This window comes from Cytophagales bacterium (genome assembly GCA_033344775.1).
Taxonomy (GTDB): domain Bacteria; phylum Bacteroidota; class Bacteroidia; order Cytophagales; family Cyclobacteriaceae; genus JAWPMT01.
Genome location: JAWPMT010000001.1, coordinates 939452 through 954730, shown reverse-complemented (window position 1 = coordinate 954730; position 15279 = coordinate 939452). Strand labels below are relative to the sequence as shown.

Annotated in this window: 16 protein-coding genes; 6 read left to right on the top strand and 10 right to left on the bottom strand. The window is 43.7% G+C overall.

Annotation, left to right across the window (positions count from 1 at the left end):
• Position 1 precedes the first annotated feature (1 nt).
• Complete coding sequence (locus R8G66_03940) at positions 2 to 1378, top strand: RagB/SusD family nutrient uptake outer membrane protein (protein MDW3191484.1); 1377 nt, start codon at positions 2 to 4, stop codon at positions 1376 to 1378.
• Between the two features lie 85 nt (positions 1379 to 1463).
• On the opposite strand, the gene R8G66_03935 is transcribed toward R8G66_03940, so the two are convergent.
• The 6 genes from R8G66_03935 to R8G66_03910 form a co-directional block, all read right to left on the bottom strand.
• Entirely contained in the window at positions 1464 to 2234 is a 771-nt protein-coding gene (locus R8G66_03935; GenBank protein ID MDW3191483.1) for a hypothetical protein, read from the bottom strand.
• A 44-nt stretch (positions 2235 to 2278) separates the two neighbouring features.
• The gene (locus tag R8G66_03930; protein ID MDW3191482.1) at positions 2279 to 3061 is read right to left on the bottom strand and encodes a hypothetical protein; all 783 of its coding nucleotides are present in this window, start codon (positions 3059 to 3061) and stop codon (positions 2279 to 2281) included.
• Between the two features lie 148 nt (positions 3062 to 3209).
• Positions 3210 to 6005, bottom strand: coding sequence for an insulinase family protein (locus R8G66_03925; GenBank protein MDW3191481.1), 2796 nt, complete (start codon positions 6003 to 6005; stop codon positions 3210 to 3212).
• A gap of 66 nt (positions 6006 to 6071) precedes the next feature.
• Positions 6072 to 6707 carry a hypothetical protein gene (locus R8G66_03920; GenBank protein ID MDW3191480.1) on the bottom strand — a complete coding sequence of 212 codons (636 nt, stop codon included), beginning with the start codon at positions 6705 to 6707 and terminating at the stop codon, positions 6072 to 6074.
• 12 nt (positions 6708 to 6719) lie between these two features.
• The gene (locus R8G66_03915; GenBank protein MDW3191479.1) at positions 6720 to 7469 is read right to left on the bottom strand and encodes an ATP-binding cassette domain-containing protein; all 750 of its coding nucleotides are present in this window, start codon (positions 7467 to 7469) and stop codon (positions 6720 to 6722) included.
• Entirely contained in the window at positions 7466 to 8209 is a 744-nt protein-coding gene (locus tag R8G66_03910) for an ABC transporter permease (protein ID MDW3191478.1), read from the bottom strand. Before R8G66_03910 ends, R8G66_03915 begins: the two co-directional genes overlap by 4 nt.
• A 157-nt stretch (positions 8210 to 8366) precedes the next feature.
• On the opposite strand from R8G66_03910, the gene R8G66_03905 reads away from it, so the two are divergent.
• The 5 genes from R8G66_03905 to R8G66_03885 all read left to right on the top strand — a co-directional run bounded on the left by R8G66_03905 (position 8367) and on the right by R8G66_03885 (position 12796).
• Positions 8367 to 9071, top strand: coding sequence for an SDR family oxidoreductase (locus R8G66_03905; protein MDW3191477.1), 705 nt, complete (start codon positions 8367 to 8369; stop codon positions 9069 to 9071).
• Between the two features lie 133 nt (positions 9072 to 9204).
• Positions 9205 to 11172, top strand: a complete 1968-nt coding sequence (ispG, locus tag R8G66_03900; GenBank protein MDW3191476.1) for a (E)-4-hydroxy-3-methylbut-2-enyl-diphosphate synthase — start codon at positions 9205 to 9207, stop codon at positions 11170 to 11172.
• Positions 11173 to 11286: 114 nt separating this feature from the next.
• Positions 11287 to 11433 (top strand): DUF6728 family protein, encoded by a 147-nt coding sequence (locus R8G66_03895; GenBank protein ID MDW3191475.1) that lies wholly within the window; start codon positions 11287 to 11289, stop codon positions 11431 to 11433.
• Positions 11434 to 11436: 3 nt separating this feature from the next.
• A complete protein-coding gene (locus tag R8G66_03890; protein ID MDW3191474.1) occupies positions 11437 to 12252 on the top strand; it encodes an alpha/beta hydrolase in 816 nt (271 codons plus the stop codon).
• 124 nt (positions 12253 to 12376) lie between these two features.
• Positions 12377 to 12796, top strand: coding sequence for a hypothetical protein (locus tag R8G66_03885; GenBank protein ID MDW3191473.1), 420 nt, complete (start codon positions 12377 to 12379; stop codon positions 12794 to 12796).
• Here the strand turns inward: R8G66_03885 and R8G66_03880 are convergent.
• The 4 genes from R8G66_03880 to R8G66_03865 all read right to left on the bottom strand — a co-directional run bounded on the left by R8G66_03880 (position 12789) and on the right by R8G66_03865 (position 15201).
• Complete coding sequence (locus R8G66_03880; GenBank protein MDW3191472.1) at positions 12789 to 13196, bottom strand: hypothetical protein; 408 nt, start codon at positions 13194 to 13196, stop codon at positions 12789 to 12791. The two genes, R8G66_03885 and R8G66_03880, sit on opposite strands and share 8 nt — an antisense overlap.
• A 195-nt stretch (positions 13197 to 13391) precedes the next feature.
• The gene (locus R8G66_03875; GenBank protein ID MDW3191471.1) at positions 13392 to 13661 is read right to left on the bottom strand and encodes a hypothetical protein; all 270 of its coding nucleotides are present in this window, start codon (positions 13659 to 13661) and stop codon (positions 13392 to 13394) included.
• Positions 13662 to 13816: 155 nt separating this feature from the next.
• A complete protein-coding gene (locus R8G66_03870) occupies positions 13817 to 14233 on the bottom strand; it encodes a DUF2147 domain-containing protein (protein MDW3191470.1) in 417 nt (138 codons plus the stop codon).
• The gene (locus R8G66_03865) at positions 14230 to 15201 is read right to left on the bottom strand and encodes an NAD-dependent epimerase/dehydratase family protein (protein ID MDW3191469.1); all 972 of its coding nucleotides are present in this window, start codon (positions 15199 to 15201) and stop codon (positions 14230 to 14232) included. Before R8G66_03865 ends, R8G66_03870 begins: the two co-directional genes overlap by 4 nt.
• Between the last annotated feature and the right edge of the window lie 78 nt (positions 15202 to 15279).

Here is a 15279-nt window from a genome sequence, read left to right as displayed (position 1 = left end):
AATGAAAAGTATATTGAATAAAACAGCCTTAACAGTTGCCGTAATCGCGCTTTTGAGTGCATGTGGTCTGTACGATAACCTGGACACGGAGCCACAGCAAAGTTTGTCCAATGTTACTGCCATCACCACGCCGGTTGATGCGGAAAGCGCCCTCAACGGGACATATGCCGCCATGAATCAAGGAGGTTATTACGGCAGGATGCAAGTGATCTATGGACCGAATCAGTTCATCTATTTAGGTTCTACGGCCAGTACCACTCGTAGTATCACCTTCGATTCGGAGAACAACAATGTTTCGCCGGCAGATAATACGCTGACAGGAACCTGGGACGACATCTATGAGATGGCGGATCGGGCTTCTAATGTGATTGAAGCGGTTCCGAACATTGACGAAATGGCGTTCAGTCCTGCTTCTCGTAAAAACGAGATCATCGCAGAGGCAAGATTCCTGAGAGCGTTGGCACATTTCGATGCGTTGCGTTTCTTTGGTCGTTTTTGGGATACCGGTTCACCCTTAGGTGCACCCTTAAGATTGGTTCCCGGAAATACGACAAATAAGGACCTGGCCCGATCGACAGTAGCGGAGACTTATGCCTCGATCAACGAAGACCTGGACTTTGCCATCGCTAATGGCCCTGACTTCAGCGCCAGCCACCTGACTTCTGTGGTTGCCGCAAGGGCATTGAAGGCCAGAGTAGCTTTGTATCAAGGGGATTTTGAAACTGCCATAAGCCTGGCAACGCAAGTGATCGATGGAGGTTCTTTTGCATTGGAGGCAGTCTATGATGATATATTCATCAACCGATTGGCCTCCAGTGAGTTGATTTTTGGCATGTTTGCCAATGCTACCACAGAGCAGTCCGGTCACTCGTTCTTTTTCTTGAGTCAGGCTTCCGGTGGAAGACAGGATTACGGTCCTACACCACAGTATTTGGCATTGATTGCCGGAGACCCGAGAGAAGCAGCCAGTGCTGACCCGAGCGTTCCTGAAGTACTGAAATATCCGAATGTTAATACACAGGACGATCCGGCTTACATCATGCGACTAGCTGAATTGTACTTCATCCGTGCGGAAGCTTTGGCACGGCAGGCAGCTCCGGATTTGGCAGGCGCACTCGCCGACTTAAACGTGATCCGAGGACGTGTAGGGTTGGCCGATGCTACCGCCGGGACGGTGGAAGAGTTTCTGGGGCTATTACAGGAAGAGAAGGTGAAGGAATTGGCATTTGAAGGTAGCCATTCCTGGTTCGATGCGATTCGTCTTGGCAATGCGCGAACATTGAAACCGTCCATTCCAAGTGATGACCGGTTGGTCTTGCCTTTGCCAACACAGGAAATTGATAACAATGATTTCTTAGAGCAAAATCCAAGTTACTAACGGATCATATTTCTGATTCTTAATTCAAGAGGCTGTTCATTCTGGACAGCCTTTTTTAATGCATCGATTCCATCTATCAGTTCGGTTATCGACATTCGTAAGTGTAGCTGCTCATGCGACTCTCTCCTTCGAAGCTGACGGGTAAACCGAGTTCATTGTATTCCCAATCGAAGGTCACTTCCGATAGAATTTGACCGAGTTGATCATATCTTGTTGACTTGACAAGGTTATTGGGGCCTGCCTGAAAATTGAAAACGGGGTTAATCGTCATGAATGGGTCTTGGTCTATAACCAGTAGTCCTGTGAGTAAAACACCCTGGAGCGGATTGGTGCTATTGTCATATTCATACTCGAATTGTAAGAATGGTTCACTTCCAAAAAGATTAAAGGTTCTGATCAATTGGCCGGATTCGTTGTATTCATATCGGATAGCACCTTCTAATTCAATGATTTGGTTCTGTTCATTAAGTAGATAAGTTTGAGGAGCCAATGATCGGATAGGATTGTTATTGATGACTTCCATCTTATTATCAGAATAATTGACCTCAGTGTAATGATCGTCTGAAACCCTGATACGAATGAGCCTGCCCTCATCATCGTACGAGGGTACTCCTGTTATTTGGAATTCTCTGCCATCGGGGAGTTGAGCCGAGGCGAAGTAACTTGAAATGATACCCTCGTTATATTCGAACTGTTCTGTGCGAGTTACACCATCGTTGATGTTGACAATACTTTGAATGCGACATATGCCTGGAGCAGCATCATCTTCTTTACAACTTAAGAAAGTAATGGTGATGAGTGCACCTAAGAGTCCTCCGATTGTTTTTGCAGGTATTACAACGAGTAGTCGTTTCATGTTATTTTGTTGGTTTTTCGGTAACGGAGATCCGCTGACTTTAATCAGTTGCACTCATATTCCATCACGGTTCTGAAAGAATCAAAACTTTTTTCAATCGGATATCCTTGATCATTGTAAGAATAGGTCCATTCACCTGAGTATTCGTTGCCCGTTTGTATGATGTGGGAAAATTTTGTGGGATTATTTGGTCCGTAATAGGCGTCAGAAGAAATGAAACTGAAAAAAATTTGTGAAGTTGGTTGACTACTTGAAGTGTTAATAAATGATGCAATGATTGGGAGATTCTGGTGAGGGTTTATGCGGTCATCATATTCGTAGTGGGAAGAAGAAAATAATTCCGGATCGGGTAATAATAGATCCGAATGATAGAAAATATCAGTCAGTTGTTCTTTTTCGTTAAATACGTAATCATGTTTACTCAATGGGAATATATTTCCATCTTCATTTGTAAGATACAACGTTGTATCGCGGTAGAAAGGACTCGGAGTATGTTTAATCATTTCAATGGTATCTCCACGATACCTAAGTACCGAATAGGTCTGTTCATCCACATCTAATCGAGATAAACGACCTGCTTCATCATAAGAAACATCAGCTGAAACATTTAAGCTTGTGCCTTGTTGCTCCCAGCTAGCAACAATGGTCACTAAATGGTCCTCTTGATATATGAATTCGGTGGTTTTATTATAGGAACGGCTGTAATCTCTTAGATCTGTTTCTTTGGTGAGTCTGCAAGTACCTCTTGGCAAACCCGGAAGGTCTTCTTTACAACTCGATAGTATTAATAAGACTGATGTGATGAATAGTAGGATAAGACTTTTCATGATTGGTCGTTTTGAATTACTGTAAAAATAACCGTTACCCTGGAAAATGGATAAAGATTATTTCAAAACAATGACTTAAAAAAATTGCTCGGGTTACCCCGAGCAATCTATATTTTGGAGCTTGTAGCTCTTTAAAGTTGCTATGATCTTACTCCTCCGATTCCGGGTAAAGTACGATTTTGATCATTTTATCAAGGTCGATCAATTCGTTGGCAAGGGCCTTCATGTCATCACTATTCAGGTTCTCTACGTACTTTTCGTAGTTATACCAATTGTTCAGATCACCCTCATTTAAATAATAGGAATTCAACCTACTCATCCAAAAGCGGTTTTGTTTCAGGCTTTCTTCCCAGTTTTTGATCTGGCCTTCCTGCACTTTTTTGATCTCATCTTCTTCGATGCCATTTTCTTGGATTTTCTTCACTTCGTTGATTGCCGCTTCGACCAATCGACCTACGTTCTCCGGAGCACATGGAAAGCTGATGTTGAATCTGTAGTTGTCATAAGGGAAACTAGTAGCCGATGCAGATGCACCTGCTCCGTAGACACCACTTTCATCTTCGCGAAGTACCTCAATCAGCAAATTACTGACCACTTCTGCAAGAGACCTCCACTGATATCGGGTTTCACCGTCTAGCTTTTTCTCTCCAACGAAGGTCAATCTTACCGTACTTTTTTCATCAACTCCTTTGTAGATCTTCTCGTCCAGAGGACCAGCTGGTGGACGGATGCCCAGGTCCCGGAAGTTTTCTTTGGTGTCATTACCTGGCAAAGAACCCAGGTATTTTTCCAGGAGAGGAGTGGCGTCTTCCAGGTTGATATTTCCAACAAAAAAGAAGGTGAAATCACCGGCATTTGCAAACCTTTCCTTGTAAATATCAAGGGCTTTGTCTTGAGAAATGGAATTGAGTTCTTCTTCAGTTGGGAATCCGCCACCTCTAGGGTGATTTTGGGACATGATCTTACTTACCTGATCCTGAAAGTAGAAGTTAGGATTAACCTCCAGGTTTTTCAGGAAGGTCTTATTGCGTTCCATGAAGCCCATGAAAGCTTCTTCATCCTTTCGGGGCTGGGTAAAATACAAATGAGTCAACTGAAGTAAAGTTTCAAGATCTTCAGGTGTGGAATAACCAGAGAAACCCTCCTGAAGAGTACTGATGTAAGGTCTTACGGATACATTCTTGCCAGCTAGCTTTTTGTTTAATTCCACAGCTGAAAAAGCACCGACGCCACCTACGGAAGCCACACCAGAAGCATTAGTGGCACTAGGGGCTACTTCATCGTCGTAGAGTGAACTTCCTCCACGGCTAAAAGCGGACATTTGAATTTCATCGTTTTTGAAATCCGTAGGTTTTACCACGATCCGCATGCCATTAGATAGGATCAATTCGGTCGTTTCCACTGTTTCATTGGTCTCAGTGGAAACAACTTTTCCAGAAGAAGGGAGCGCAGGCAGCAAAGGATCATCGCTTACCGCATCTTCGTAAGCAGTGATCGACGATAGGTCCACATTGTTTACCATGGCCAATACTTCTTCTTCAGAAGGCAATGAAACACCTTCCTTATCAATTCCATTCACCAGGATCACCCTGTTTTCATCGGTGATGTATTGTGTTGCCAGTGCATTGATCTCATCGACAGTGATGGTTGGTGCAATTTGCTGCAGGAATTCAAATTCGTATGTGATGCCGGGAGAAGGCTCTTCTTCCAGAAAGTGATTGACATATTCTGAGGTGTAGCTCTGAGATTCGGTCTTGTCTTTTTCTTTTTCATAGCTCTCATATTCCTTGAGCATGTTTTGTAAGGTTCTGGAAAGCTCAGTTTCTGTAAACCCGAATTTCCTTACCCGCTCATTCTCCATGACCAGTGTTTCCAGCCCTTTGGCAATTTTGTCTTCGCCTACTACAGCAAATGAAGAATAAGAACTGGTTCCACGGACGAAAGAGCCAAAGTTCGAACTGGCGAAAAGAAAAGGTGGTTGAGCTGTCTGTGTCAGTTCAGACAAACGAGCATTCAACATGCGATTGTAAATGGATTTAAGGTAGCTATTTCTGAAATCACCCTGAGTTTTCACTGGGCGGGAAGGCCGCTTGTAGATCATTTGAATGATCGTATAAGGATTCTCGGCATCCTTGGTCACAGAAACCAACGTTTCTTTGTGTGCAGGGACGGTGTTAGATTCTTTCTGACGAGGCTTCTTTACTGGTTTCAGTTTGGAAAAACGTTTTTTGATCTCTTTTTCCATTTGGTCAAGGTCTACATCACCCACAACCACTACTGCCATCAAATCGGGACGGTACCAATCTTTGTAGAACCTTTTCAACTCGTCATAGGGTGCATTTTCGATGATGTCTTTCTTACCAATGGGAAGTCTTTCGGCGTAGCGTGAACCCTGAAACAATACTGGGAAGTACTGATCTCGCATGCGCTGTTGTGCACCTTGGCCAATGCGCCACTCTTCGATGATGACTCCACGTTCTTTATCAATTTCCTCGTCCGAGAAAGCGATTCCTCCGGCCCAGTCTTCCAGCACAGTCAGTCCTTTCATTAAGACTTCTTCATCATCGGTAGGTAAGGGCAGGATGTAAACCGTTTCATCAAAACTGGTGTAAGCATTCAAATCTGCACCGAATTCCACTCCGATTGACTGCAGGAAGTCCACCAGGTCGTTCTTTTCAAAGTTCGTACTGCCATTGAAAGCCATATGTTCAATGAAGTGGGCGAGTCCCAATTGAGATTTATCTTCCTGCATGGATCCAGCATTGACCACCAGACGAAGTTGCGCACGGTTTTCAGGATAACTATTCTTTCTTAGATAATAAGTTAGCCCATTGTCCAATTTTCCGCTCTTCACTGCTTCATCCATCGGGATAGGGGCCGATAAATCCTGAGCAGAAGCGAAGAACGTCAATAGTACAAGGCAAACAATGGAGAGTTGTTTCATACGTTGCGAGAAGTCCATATACATGTTGCTAAATTCAAAATCCGTAATAAAAAGATAATCACAAAATCACTCAAGATGTTGTGTTTTTATGTCTGCGGCAAGTTCACCGGTGATTTTTACCAGTACCTCAGCGAATCTGGCGATATCTGAATTTGCCCGGTTTAGATAAGAATATTTTGGTTTTAATTGCTGAGAACCCGGCACATAAAAATGCTCAATACCCTGATCATATTCCGCGGTGACATATTGATCATAGTATTGATTGAATTCCTGTATCGTTCGCAGGAAGTTTTGATGCACGGTATATATTTTCGCGACCTTTTTGAAGGTGGCGATATTAATTTCATTAAGAATGCTACTTTGCATCATGGATTGTACAATGGGCAATTGCCAATAATCTCCTCTGATGCTCATCCTTTGAGGGATCTTTTTGATCAGTACCAAACTATCAAATTGTCTGTCCCATTTTTCGAATAGCAGAATAAATCCATCGGGATTCGACCTTTTCCCAGATTCATGAAAACTCTGCAGATCTTCATAAATGGCCTGATAAATATCCTTTTGTTTTTGGGCTGCTTTATGTTGGTCATTTCGCTCTGTCAGCCAGAAGGCCAGGAAAACACCCGAAAATACCACTGCAAATTCGAAAAGGTATTTATAAAGAAACTGCAGTCGTTTTTGTCCTTTTGAAGGAGAGTCCATGAGCAAGTAACGTTATTCCGCTTTGATCTTTTTCATAAGACGAGTGGCGAATACGAAATCATTGAGTTCCGGTACGTCCGTATGCATGATGTCCTCACTGGATCCTTCCCACAGCTTGTCTCCCTTGAATAGGAACATGATCTTATCGCCAATCTCGATTACAGAATTCATATCATGAGTAACGACCACAGTGGTCATGTTGTATTCGTCCGTCAAATCTTTGATCAAATTGTCGATGCGAATGGAAGTCTGAGGATCCAGTCCCGAGTTGGGCTCATCACAGTAGAGGTAATTAGGTTGGGTAACGATCGCCCTGGCAATGCCTACCCGCTTTTTCATGCCCCCGCTGATCTCAGAAGGCATTTTCTTATTGACCCCTTTCATGTCCACCCGCTCCAGACAGAAATTGACCCGGTCCAGTTTCTCAGATGGTCCCATGTCGGTTAGTACATTGAGTGGAAACATGATGTTCTGTTCCACGTTCATGCTATCGAAGAGCGCACCGCCCTGAAACAGCATGCCAATTTCTCTTCGAATATCGGTTTGTATGTTTTTATCACCATTGGTGAAATCCCGGTCATTGTAGAGTACTTCCCCTTGATCTGGTTGGATCAATCCAACCATGTTTTTGAGCAGGACACTTTTTCCCGTGCCACTGGCGCCAATGATTAGATTGGCTTTCCCTTTTTCGAATACGCCATCAATCCCGTTTAGCACTGATTTGCCGCCAAAACTTTTCTTAATGTTCCTAACTTCTATCATGCGCCTAAGTATTGGGCCAGTAAATTGGCTAGTACATAATCTGCAGCGAGAATACCAATACAGCTATTATTGACGGCTGTAGTAGACGCCACACCAACTTCCAGTGCTCCACCTTTGATGTAGAAGCCTTTGAAAGCAGACAAGGAAGCAACCACAAATGAAAAGGCAATCGCTTTGATGATGGCGAAGTAGATCGCGAACGGAACAAAATTCAATCGAATGCCAGAGATGAAATCTGTGCCACTGATCACACCGACCATCGTACCCGCAAAATAGCCTCCGATCAGTGTCAGAAACATAGAAATGATCACCAGCATGGGGAACATGATCAATGAGGCCACAATTTTGGGAAGTACGAGATAAGAAGTAGCGTTGATGCCCATTACTTCAAGCGCATCTACCTGTTCGGTGATCCTCATGGTCCCCAGTTCACTCGCAATATTGGAGCCGATCTTCCCTGCAAAAACCAACCCAATGATGGTAGGAGATAGTTCCAGCAGGGTCATATCTCTGGCGACATTTGCAATAATTAAGTCTGGAATAAAAGGGCTGACCAAATTATAGGCCACCTGAATGGTTGTCACCGCACCCATGAACAAAGAAATCACGGTTACAATGAATACGGAGTTGTAACCCACTTTAATACACTCGTTGAGGGTCAGGGATGCGTATGTCCGAAAGGACTCCATTCGCTTAAAGAGATTGCCAATGAAGATCACATAAAGGCCAAGGCTCTTCATAAATCAGTGTTGTTTTTGCGCAATAAATAAGGACGATTCACGCTCAAATCGATATGTTTTCGTTGATCCAATCTTATAAATGCCAAACTAAACTATTTTGAATAACCTCTTGGCTAAAATCCAGCTTAACTTTACGTCGAATTTTACTAAAAAACGAATGGAGCACAAGCTTGTTGTTGTTACCGGCGGCACAAAAGGCATCGGCCGGGCCATTGTTGAGGCATTTACTTCGGCTGGATATGCCGTGGCCACCTGCGCAAGAAATGAAGAGGATCTGGAGCAGCTTAAGGAGGATCTTAAGTCCAAAGAAGCTAAGATCCATACCTGTAAAGCCGACTTGTCGGTGAGAGAGGATATTGATGCATTTCTTGATTTCGTCAAAATGATTGGCAAACCGGTATCGGTGCTGGTGAATAATACAGGAACTTTCCGTCCAGGAGAAGTACTCAGTGAAGAGGAGGGTAGCCTGGAATTCATGATCGATACCAACCTATATTCCGCTTATCACATCACACGCGGGATTGCTCCGTCTATGAAGACAAATGGCGCTGGTCATATCTTCAATATTTGCTCTACGGCAAGTTTGATGGCTTATACGATGGGTGGATCTTACTGTATTTCCAAGTTTGCCCTTTATGGATTATCTAAAGTACTCCGTGAAGAACTGAAGGAGTCGGATGTGCGCGTGACTTCAGTTTTACCCGGAGCCACACTCACACCTAGCTGGGATGGAATGGACATTCCAGATGAGCGTTTCATCAAAGCACAGGATATCGCTAAGCTGGTAGTAACAACCGCTGAATTGAGTCCGGGTAGTGTGGTGGAAGACCTCCTGATAAGGCCTCAGTTAGGGGATATTTGATGTTGGATTCACAGCACAAGAATGAATACCTAAGATCCCCCTTAACAAGGGGGCGCATGGGGATTCTAGAGAGAATTCGTTATTACTTTAACTATTTATAATTTCCGGGTGTTAACCCTTCAAATTGCTTGAAATGGCTTCAATAGATCAGGTTGTGGCAAATACGAAATTGTATTGTAACAGCCTTACGGAATATTCGAGAAGAGAAACACGTGTCGTCAATATCGGAGACATGCCCCTGGGTGGAACATACCCCATACGGGTACAATCCATGACTACTGTGGACACGATGGATACCCAAGGCTCGATCGAGCAGTCAATAAGAATGATTGAGGCAGGTTGTGAACTGGTACGGATCACGGCGCCAAGCATCAAAGAAGCGCAGAACCTTGAGCCCATCAAAAATGGCCTTAGGGAAAGAGGTTATCAAACACCATTGGTCGCTGACATTCACTTCACACCCAATGCAGCAGAATTGGCGGCCAGGATTGTAGAAAAGGTGCGCGTCAATCCAGGAAACTACGCGGATAAAAAGAAGTTTGAAGAGATCGATTATACTGATGCCAGTTACGAAGCAGAACTGGAGCGGATTCGGGAAAAATTCACTCCGTTGGTTCAGATCTGTAAAGATCATGGTACGGCGATGCGAATTGGTACGAATCACGGGTCTTTGTCTGATCGGATCATGAGTCGTTATGGGGATACCCCCATGGGTATGGTTGAATCTGCTTTGGAGTTCCTGCGAATTTGCGAAGACCTCAACTATTACGATATCGTCCTCTCTATGAAGTCCAGCAATCCACAGGTGATGGTGCAAGCCTATCGCATGCTCGTACAGAAGATGGATGAAGAAGGACTGCAGCCATATCCGTTACATTTGGGTGTAACCGAAGCGGGAGAGGCTGAGGATGGACGGATCAAGTCGGCGGTAGGCATTGGAACCTTGCTGGAAGACGGTTTGGGTGATACAGTTCGGGTTTCTTTGACGGAAGAGCCTGAAGCTGAAGCACCGGTTGCAGCGATGTTGATCAATCAATTGAATGGCAGAGCAGATCATGCAACGATTAAGCCTATTGAAGAATATCCGATAGATCCTTATGCTTATTCAAGGAGGAAGACGGAAGAAGTCTTGAATTTTGGCAAAGAGAACGTTCCTCGTGTCATTGCCGATTTTAGCCAGTACGAGATCAAAGAAATGGCAGACCTCAAAGGAATAGGTCATTTCTATTTACCTGCAACCGATAAATGGGGCATGAATGACCTGGGAGCTGATTATATCTACGCTGGAAAAACGCCTGTTCCTTTCATGCTGCCCAATGGACTGAAGGAAATCCTGGATGCCGATGCCTGGCAACAGGGAGATTTAGCGCATGCGTTTCCATTGTTCAGATATAATGAGCTACGAGGGGAATCAAAGCTGCATCCTGAGTTGAATTTCGTACTGTGTCAGCCGGAAGAATTGGATCAATTGGATGTTGAGTTGATCAAGAACCAATTTGTGATCATTCTTGAGTCGTCCAATGTACATGCCATGGCTGATTTGCGAAGAGGATTTGTCACAATGAAAGAGAGAGGTATCCAGGTGCCGGTGGTGATCAAACGGACGTATGAAGTGGATGAAGAGGATCGTGTGATGTTGGTGGCTTCTACAGATGCAGGAGGGTTATTGGTTGACGGTATGGGAGATGGCATCATGCTAAGCGCAAAGGCTGCTCCGAGTTTAGAAAACCTCAAATTATTGAATGATACGGCTTTCGGCATTTTACAAGCTGCCAGGACCCGGATCACGAAAACAGAATACATCAGTTGTCCTTCTTGCGGACGAACTTTATTTGACCTGCAAGAGACCACAGCAATGATCCGAAAACGCACCGATCACCTTAAAGGGGTGAAAATCGGGATCATGGGATGCATAGTGAATGGCCCTGGGGAAATGGCTGATGCGGATTACGGTTATGTAGGTTCTGGAAAAGGAAAGATTACATTGTACAAAGGTCAGGAAGTGGTCAAAAGATCGGTTCCTGCGGAAAATGCCCTGGATGAACTGATCAACGTGATCAAGGAAGATGGGGCCTGGACCGAGCCTGAGGTTGTAGCGTAATAGATTTTGAATTAGAACTTGGTGAATAGAAATAAGATGGAGGAAAACAAAGAAGTGGCTGCCAAAGAAACACCACAAGAAGAGAAAAAAGGAGCAGGATATTATTTCGGTTTCATGGATGTGATCACCTATTATTTCAGAAAGCCTGATCCTTCACGGCCAAAGAGTTTCAACCTTAGGGCCATGCACACCATCAACAAGATTTCGATCTTGTTGTTTTTAATTGCCCTGGTTATCTGGATCGTTAGGAGGTTAGGGTAATACATGCATCCGTCTGTCATCAAAACCATCTCCACCGTTGCTCCGGGAATGGTGGTTTCCTTCGCCTACAAGATGCTCACCAATCCACAGGTCAAGAAGCTGCGTGATCACGAGACCAAAATCCTCAGTCAAGCCATTCAGGAGGATTTTCCTTTCAAGAATTTCAGTATCAAGTTGTACCAATGGGGGCAAGGGACTAAGAAGATCCTACTCATCCATGGGTGGGAAGGTCAGGCGGGCAATTTTGCGGATTTGATTGAAAAGTTGCTGCAAGAAGATTACACGATCTATGCATTTGATGGGCCGTCTCATGGCTACAGTAGTTCCGGGAAGACCAATATGTTCGACTTTACCGAACTGGTGGGGTTACTGATTAAGAAATTTGAAGTGAAATTGTTGGTCAGTCATTCCTTTGGAGGCGTAGCAACAAGTTTTGCGCTCTATGACAACCAGGACATCCAAATTGATAAATATTTAATGCTCACCACACCCGATCGGTTTACCGAACGAATCGATGATGTGGCTGCATCAATAGGGATCACGAATAAGGTAAAGGCTCTATTGATCAAAAAATTGGAAACAGCTACCGGCAGAGATGTCGGACACTTGAATGTCAGCGATTTTGTGAAGTCCATTAATGTGGAATCAGCGATGATCATCCATGATAAGGACGATAAAGTAATTCCAATTAGTCGGTCAAGAAACGTACACGCTAATTGGTCGGCGGCGGAATTTCTGGAGGTTTCAGGAACCGGGCATTTTCGGATATTGCGTGATGCTTCCGTGATCAACTCTGTACTTGATTTTTTGAACAGCTGATTCTTGTTGGAAGCGTGTTTGAGTAAACGCTTGTTCAGAACGTTATTATTCTAATTCAACTTTATTTATTGTGTTGTCTCTTTGTTCATGGTGAATTTTGAGGTGGTATAACTGACGTTAGTAGATGTTGAAGATCAATTTAGAACCACATGCCAGAGTTCACTGGCTGGAATCACACAAAACATTGAGGGTTGAATGGCTGAAACTGCACATGAGTACTGAGCGTTTTCAGGAAATAGCCGGACAAGCATTGAGGGTATTGCAAGAACACAAGGGAAGTATCTGGTTGGCTGACTCTTACAATAGCGAGGGAGTCTTTTCGCAGGAGATCCAAAGTTTCATGCATGGTGATGATATGACCAATTTTGCAAGACAAGCCGGACTAAGAATGATTTTGAGTGTCATGCCAAAGCAGGCTGGGTTAGCAAGTTTATCTACTAAAAAGTGGACGAAAGAAGCAGAAAATCGAGGTGATTATATCGTACAGCAATTCCCTGATCTGGACACGTGTTTGAACTGGGTTGATGAGCAAACCCTCAGTTGATGTGCACCTTATCCTCAAAGATTTCCTCATAGAAGTGATGTAATCTGAACATCTGTTCCGCACCGACTTTTTGGCCCATTTGCGCAATCAGATACAAAATCAGAGCAACCAGGGCAATGAAAGGTAATGCCCACAGGACCGTAGCAGGTTGTCCCAGGCTCCATTTGGTCAGTCCCCAAAAGCTGATGAAAAAGAAGGCCATGCCCAGGGTGATGTAGCCAAAGAAAAATAACCCCCAGACGGTAGGGTTCGGACCGTATAAGCCACGGATGATGGTGCCTTCTTCGGTGGCTTCTGTCGATAAGTGTAATTGTGGACTCCAGAAATGTCGTTCCTTCACGGGGATTAATAAATGGGTATGGCCCTGAACAAAGCCTGCCGTATAGATTTCCTGGGTCATTGCTAACGCATGAAGAATATGAGATTCTACTTCAGTTGAGGGTTTTGAGACTAAATGTTTGAATCGGGGCCTGATACGAAAACTGGACATACTTGGATTTTACCTGCATTGATAAGTCAAATCCCGCTTTATTGAAATGACATTGGTCAGGGTGTAAGGTGATTTATTTCCGATCAAGAATGCTTGCCGGAATTTTCAGGTAAATATCCACCATGCGACCAGCGATAACATGACAATAATAGCTATTGCCAGGGTATTTTTAATGAGGTTATCTCGTCGTTGCTGCTTGAGAAATTTCTTTTTCCAAGCCGCAAGTTCCTCTGGAGTTGCTTCTTTGAAGGTGTATACATTGTTCGTCGTTTTGCTTTTGTGCGTTTGTTCGAAATTGCGCTTATTTTTTAAGTTATCTCGATTTTGTCTTGCGTTGTTTTGCGCATCTCGCACGAATCCTATTCCTGCTCCCATAGGTATATTTCACGAAATCTGGCCGTATTGGTTGTTTATTAGATCATAGCTCATTCAAAATCTTTGTGCCTCAGAAGGCTTCGTAATTATCTGTGACTAGAGCGTTTTTTCCAGAATCTCCATTAATTGATCATGAAAAATCGTGTTACGTATGATCACTCCACTCTTTGTAAAGTCGCTGTTCGACCTAACAGCGAAATACCTAGATAACCTCTCATTTTCAGGGTTTTGCCGTCATTTGCAAGCCACATTTTTCCACTATATGTCCCTCCATTGTCGATGGAATAGACCTCTCCTCCAGACCATTCGTTTTTATCGGTATTGCTAAAGTTTTGTAGGAAAACAATCCCTATTACCGACCGACTTTTTAACTCCTCATCAGGGTTTTCAGTGTCTTTCCTGACTTCTTTGCGCCAGATGATCATACCATAGTATTGAGACTGATCTTTGTAAATTTCGATTTTTCCTGTCCGATTCTCCGTCCAATATTGTCCCAGAATATCATCAGCCTTGACCTGACCAAATATTACAGAAGGTAAGCAGCAAATTAATAGATAGATGAACCCTTTCATGATTGACTGTTTTTAAGTTCACGAATCCCTTCTTCAAATGAGATCACAGGCCTATAACCTAATAATCTATGCGCTTTTTCATCTGATACAGAAAATTCTGTAGCCATCAGCCGGATCATCAATGGGGCTACCGGTGGTCTTGATTTGAGTTTCAGTAGTTTCCACAATCCACCGAAAAGGTGTGCCATAAAGACGGCTATTCCTCTAGGTAACTCTTTTTCTCCGGGTTCCAGGTCATAGGCTTCTAATATAGATTGAAAGGTGATTCTCATGGGTCGATTATCCTCATCGGTTACAAAAAATGCTTCACCACCAATATTTGATTGCAAGGCGGATTCAATGGCACCTGCAAGGTTCTTCACATGTATCGTTGATAATACTTGTTGGCTGCCACCAATCCATCGCCATTTGCCATTTTTGACATTGTCAAACAGCATCTCATAATGATGGTTTTGCGGACCCCACACTGCTGGAGGTCTAAGGGAAATGGTTCTAAATCCAGTAGAATTAGCTGCCAAAACGGCTCTTTCGGCTATTGCTTTCGTCTTGGGATATAAGGATTTTGGAAGAGCATTTGTAGCTTCATCTTCAGTCAGATTGATGACTGGAGAACCGGGCACCACAGGAGCAGCACTGATATATACGAAATGCTTTACTCCAGCTTTCTTTGAAAGATCAATCAATTGCTTAGTGGCTTCTACATTAACTTGATAGAATGGCGTTGGGTCGTAGGTAAAATCCATGTGTGCGGCGATGTGAACCACAGCCTCGCAATTGGCAAGTGCACGTTCAGTATGATCACCTGGTGAGGTCAATGCATCCAATATAGGAGCTACGCCCAATTTTTTGACTTTGATTGCGGCAGTTTCACTTCTTACGAGTGCCTGAATATCGTGTCCCTGTTGCTTGAGATAACGAATGACATGTTGTCCAACAAACCCGGAACCACCAGTTAAAAAAATATTCATGAGAGTTGTATTTAGTTCTATACAAAACTCTGTAATGCCATGAGCGAGGTGTTATCTCTAAATGTTGACTTTTTGTCC

Bases quoted from the DNA above. Each gene is read 5' to 3' on its own strand.
- R8G66_03940 (MDW3191484.1), top strand. From the start codon at position 2: ATGAAAAGTATATTGAATAAAACAGCCTTAACAGTTGCCGTAATCGCG.
- R8G66_03935 (MDW3191483.1), bottom strand. From the start codon at position 2,234: ATGAAACGACTACTCGTTGTAATACCTGCAAAAACAATCGGAGGACTC.
- R8G66_03930 (MDW3191482.1), bottom strand. From the start codon at position 3,061: ATGAAAAGTCTTATCCTACTATTCATCACATCAGTCTTATTAATACTA.
- R8G66_03925 (MDW3191481.1), bottom strand. From the start codon at position 6,005: ATGAAACAACTCTCCATTGTTTGCCTTGTACTATTGACGTTCTTCGCT.
- R8G66_03920 (MDW3191480.1), bottom strand. From the start codon at position 6,707: ATGGACTCTCCTTCAAAAGGACAAAAACGACTGCAGTTTCTTTATAAA.
- R8G66_03915 (MDW3191479.1), bottom strand. From the start codon at position 7,469: ATGATAGAAGTTAGGAACATTAAGAAAAGTTTTGGCGGCAAATCAGTG.
- R8G66_03910 (MDW3191478.1), bottom strand. From the start codon at position 8,209: ATGAAGAGCCTTGGCCTTTATGTGATCTTCATTGGCAATCTCTTTAAG.
- R8G66_03905 (MDW3191477.1), top strand. From the start codon at position 8,367: ATGGAGCACAAGCTTGTTGTTGTTACCGGCGGCACAAAAGGCATCGGC.
- ispG (MDW3191476.1), top strand. From the start codon at position 9,205: ATGGCTTCAATAGATCAGGTTGTGGCAAATACGAAATTGTATTGTAAC.
- R8G66_03895 (MDW3191475.1), top strand. From the start codon at position 11,287: ATGGATGTGATCACCTATTATTTCAGAAAGCCTGATCCTTCACGGCCA.
- R8G66_03890 (MDW3191474.1), top strand. From the start codon at position 11,437: ATGCATCCGTCTGTCATCAAAACCATCTCCACCGTTGCTCCGGGAATG.
- R8G66_03885 (MDW3191473.1), top strand. From the start codon at position 12,377: ATGTTGAAGATCAATTTAGAACCACATGCCAGAGTTCACTGGCTGGAA.
- R8G66_03880 (MDW3191472.1), bottom strand. From the start codon at position 13,196: ATGACCCAGGAAATCTATACGGCAGGCTTTGTTCAGGGCCATACCCAT.
- R8G66_03875 (MDW3191471.1), bottom strand. From the start codon at position 13,661: ATGGGAGCAGGAATAGGATTCGTGCGAGATGCGCAAAACAACGCAAGA.
- R8G66_03870 (MDW3191470.1), bottom strand. From the start codon at position 14,233: ATGAAAGGGTTCATCTATCTATTAATTTGCTGCTTACCTTCTGTAATA.
- R8G66_03865 (MDW3191469.1), bottom strand. From the start codon at position 15,201: ATGAATATTTTTTTAACTGGTGGTTCCGGGTTTGTTGGACAACATGTC.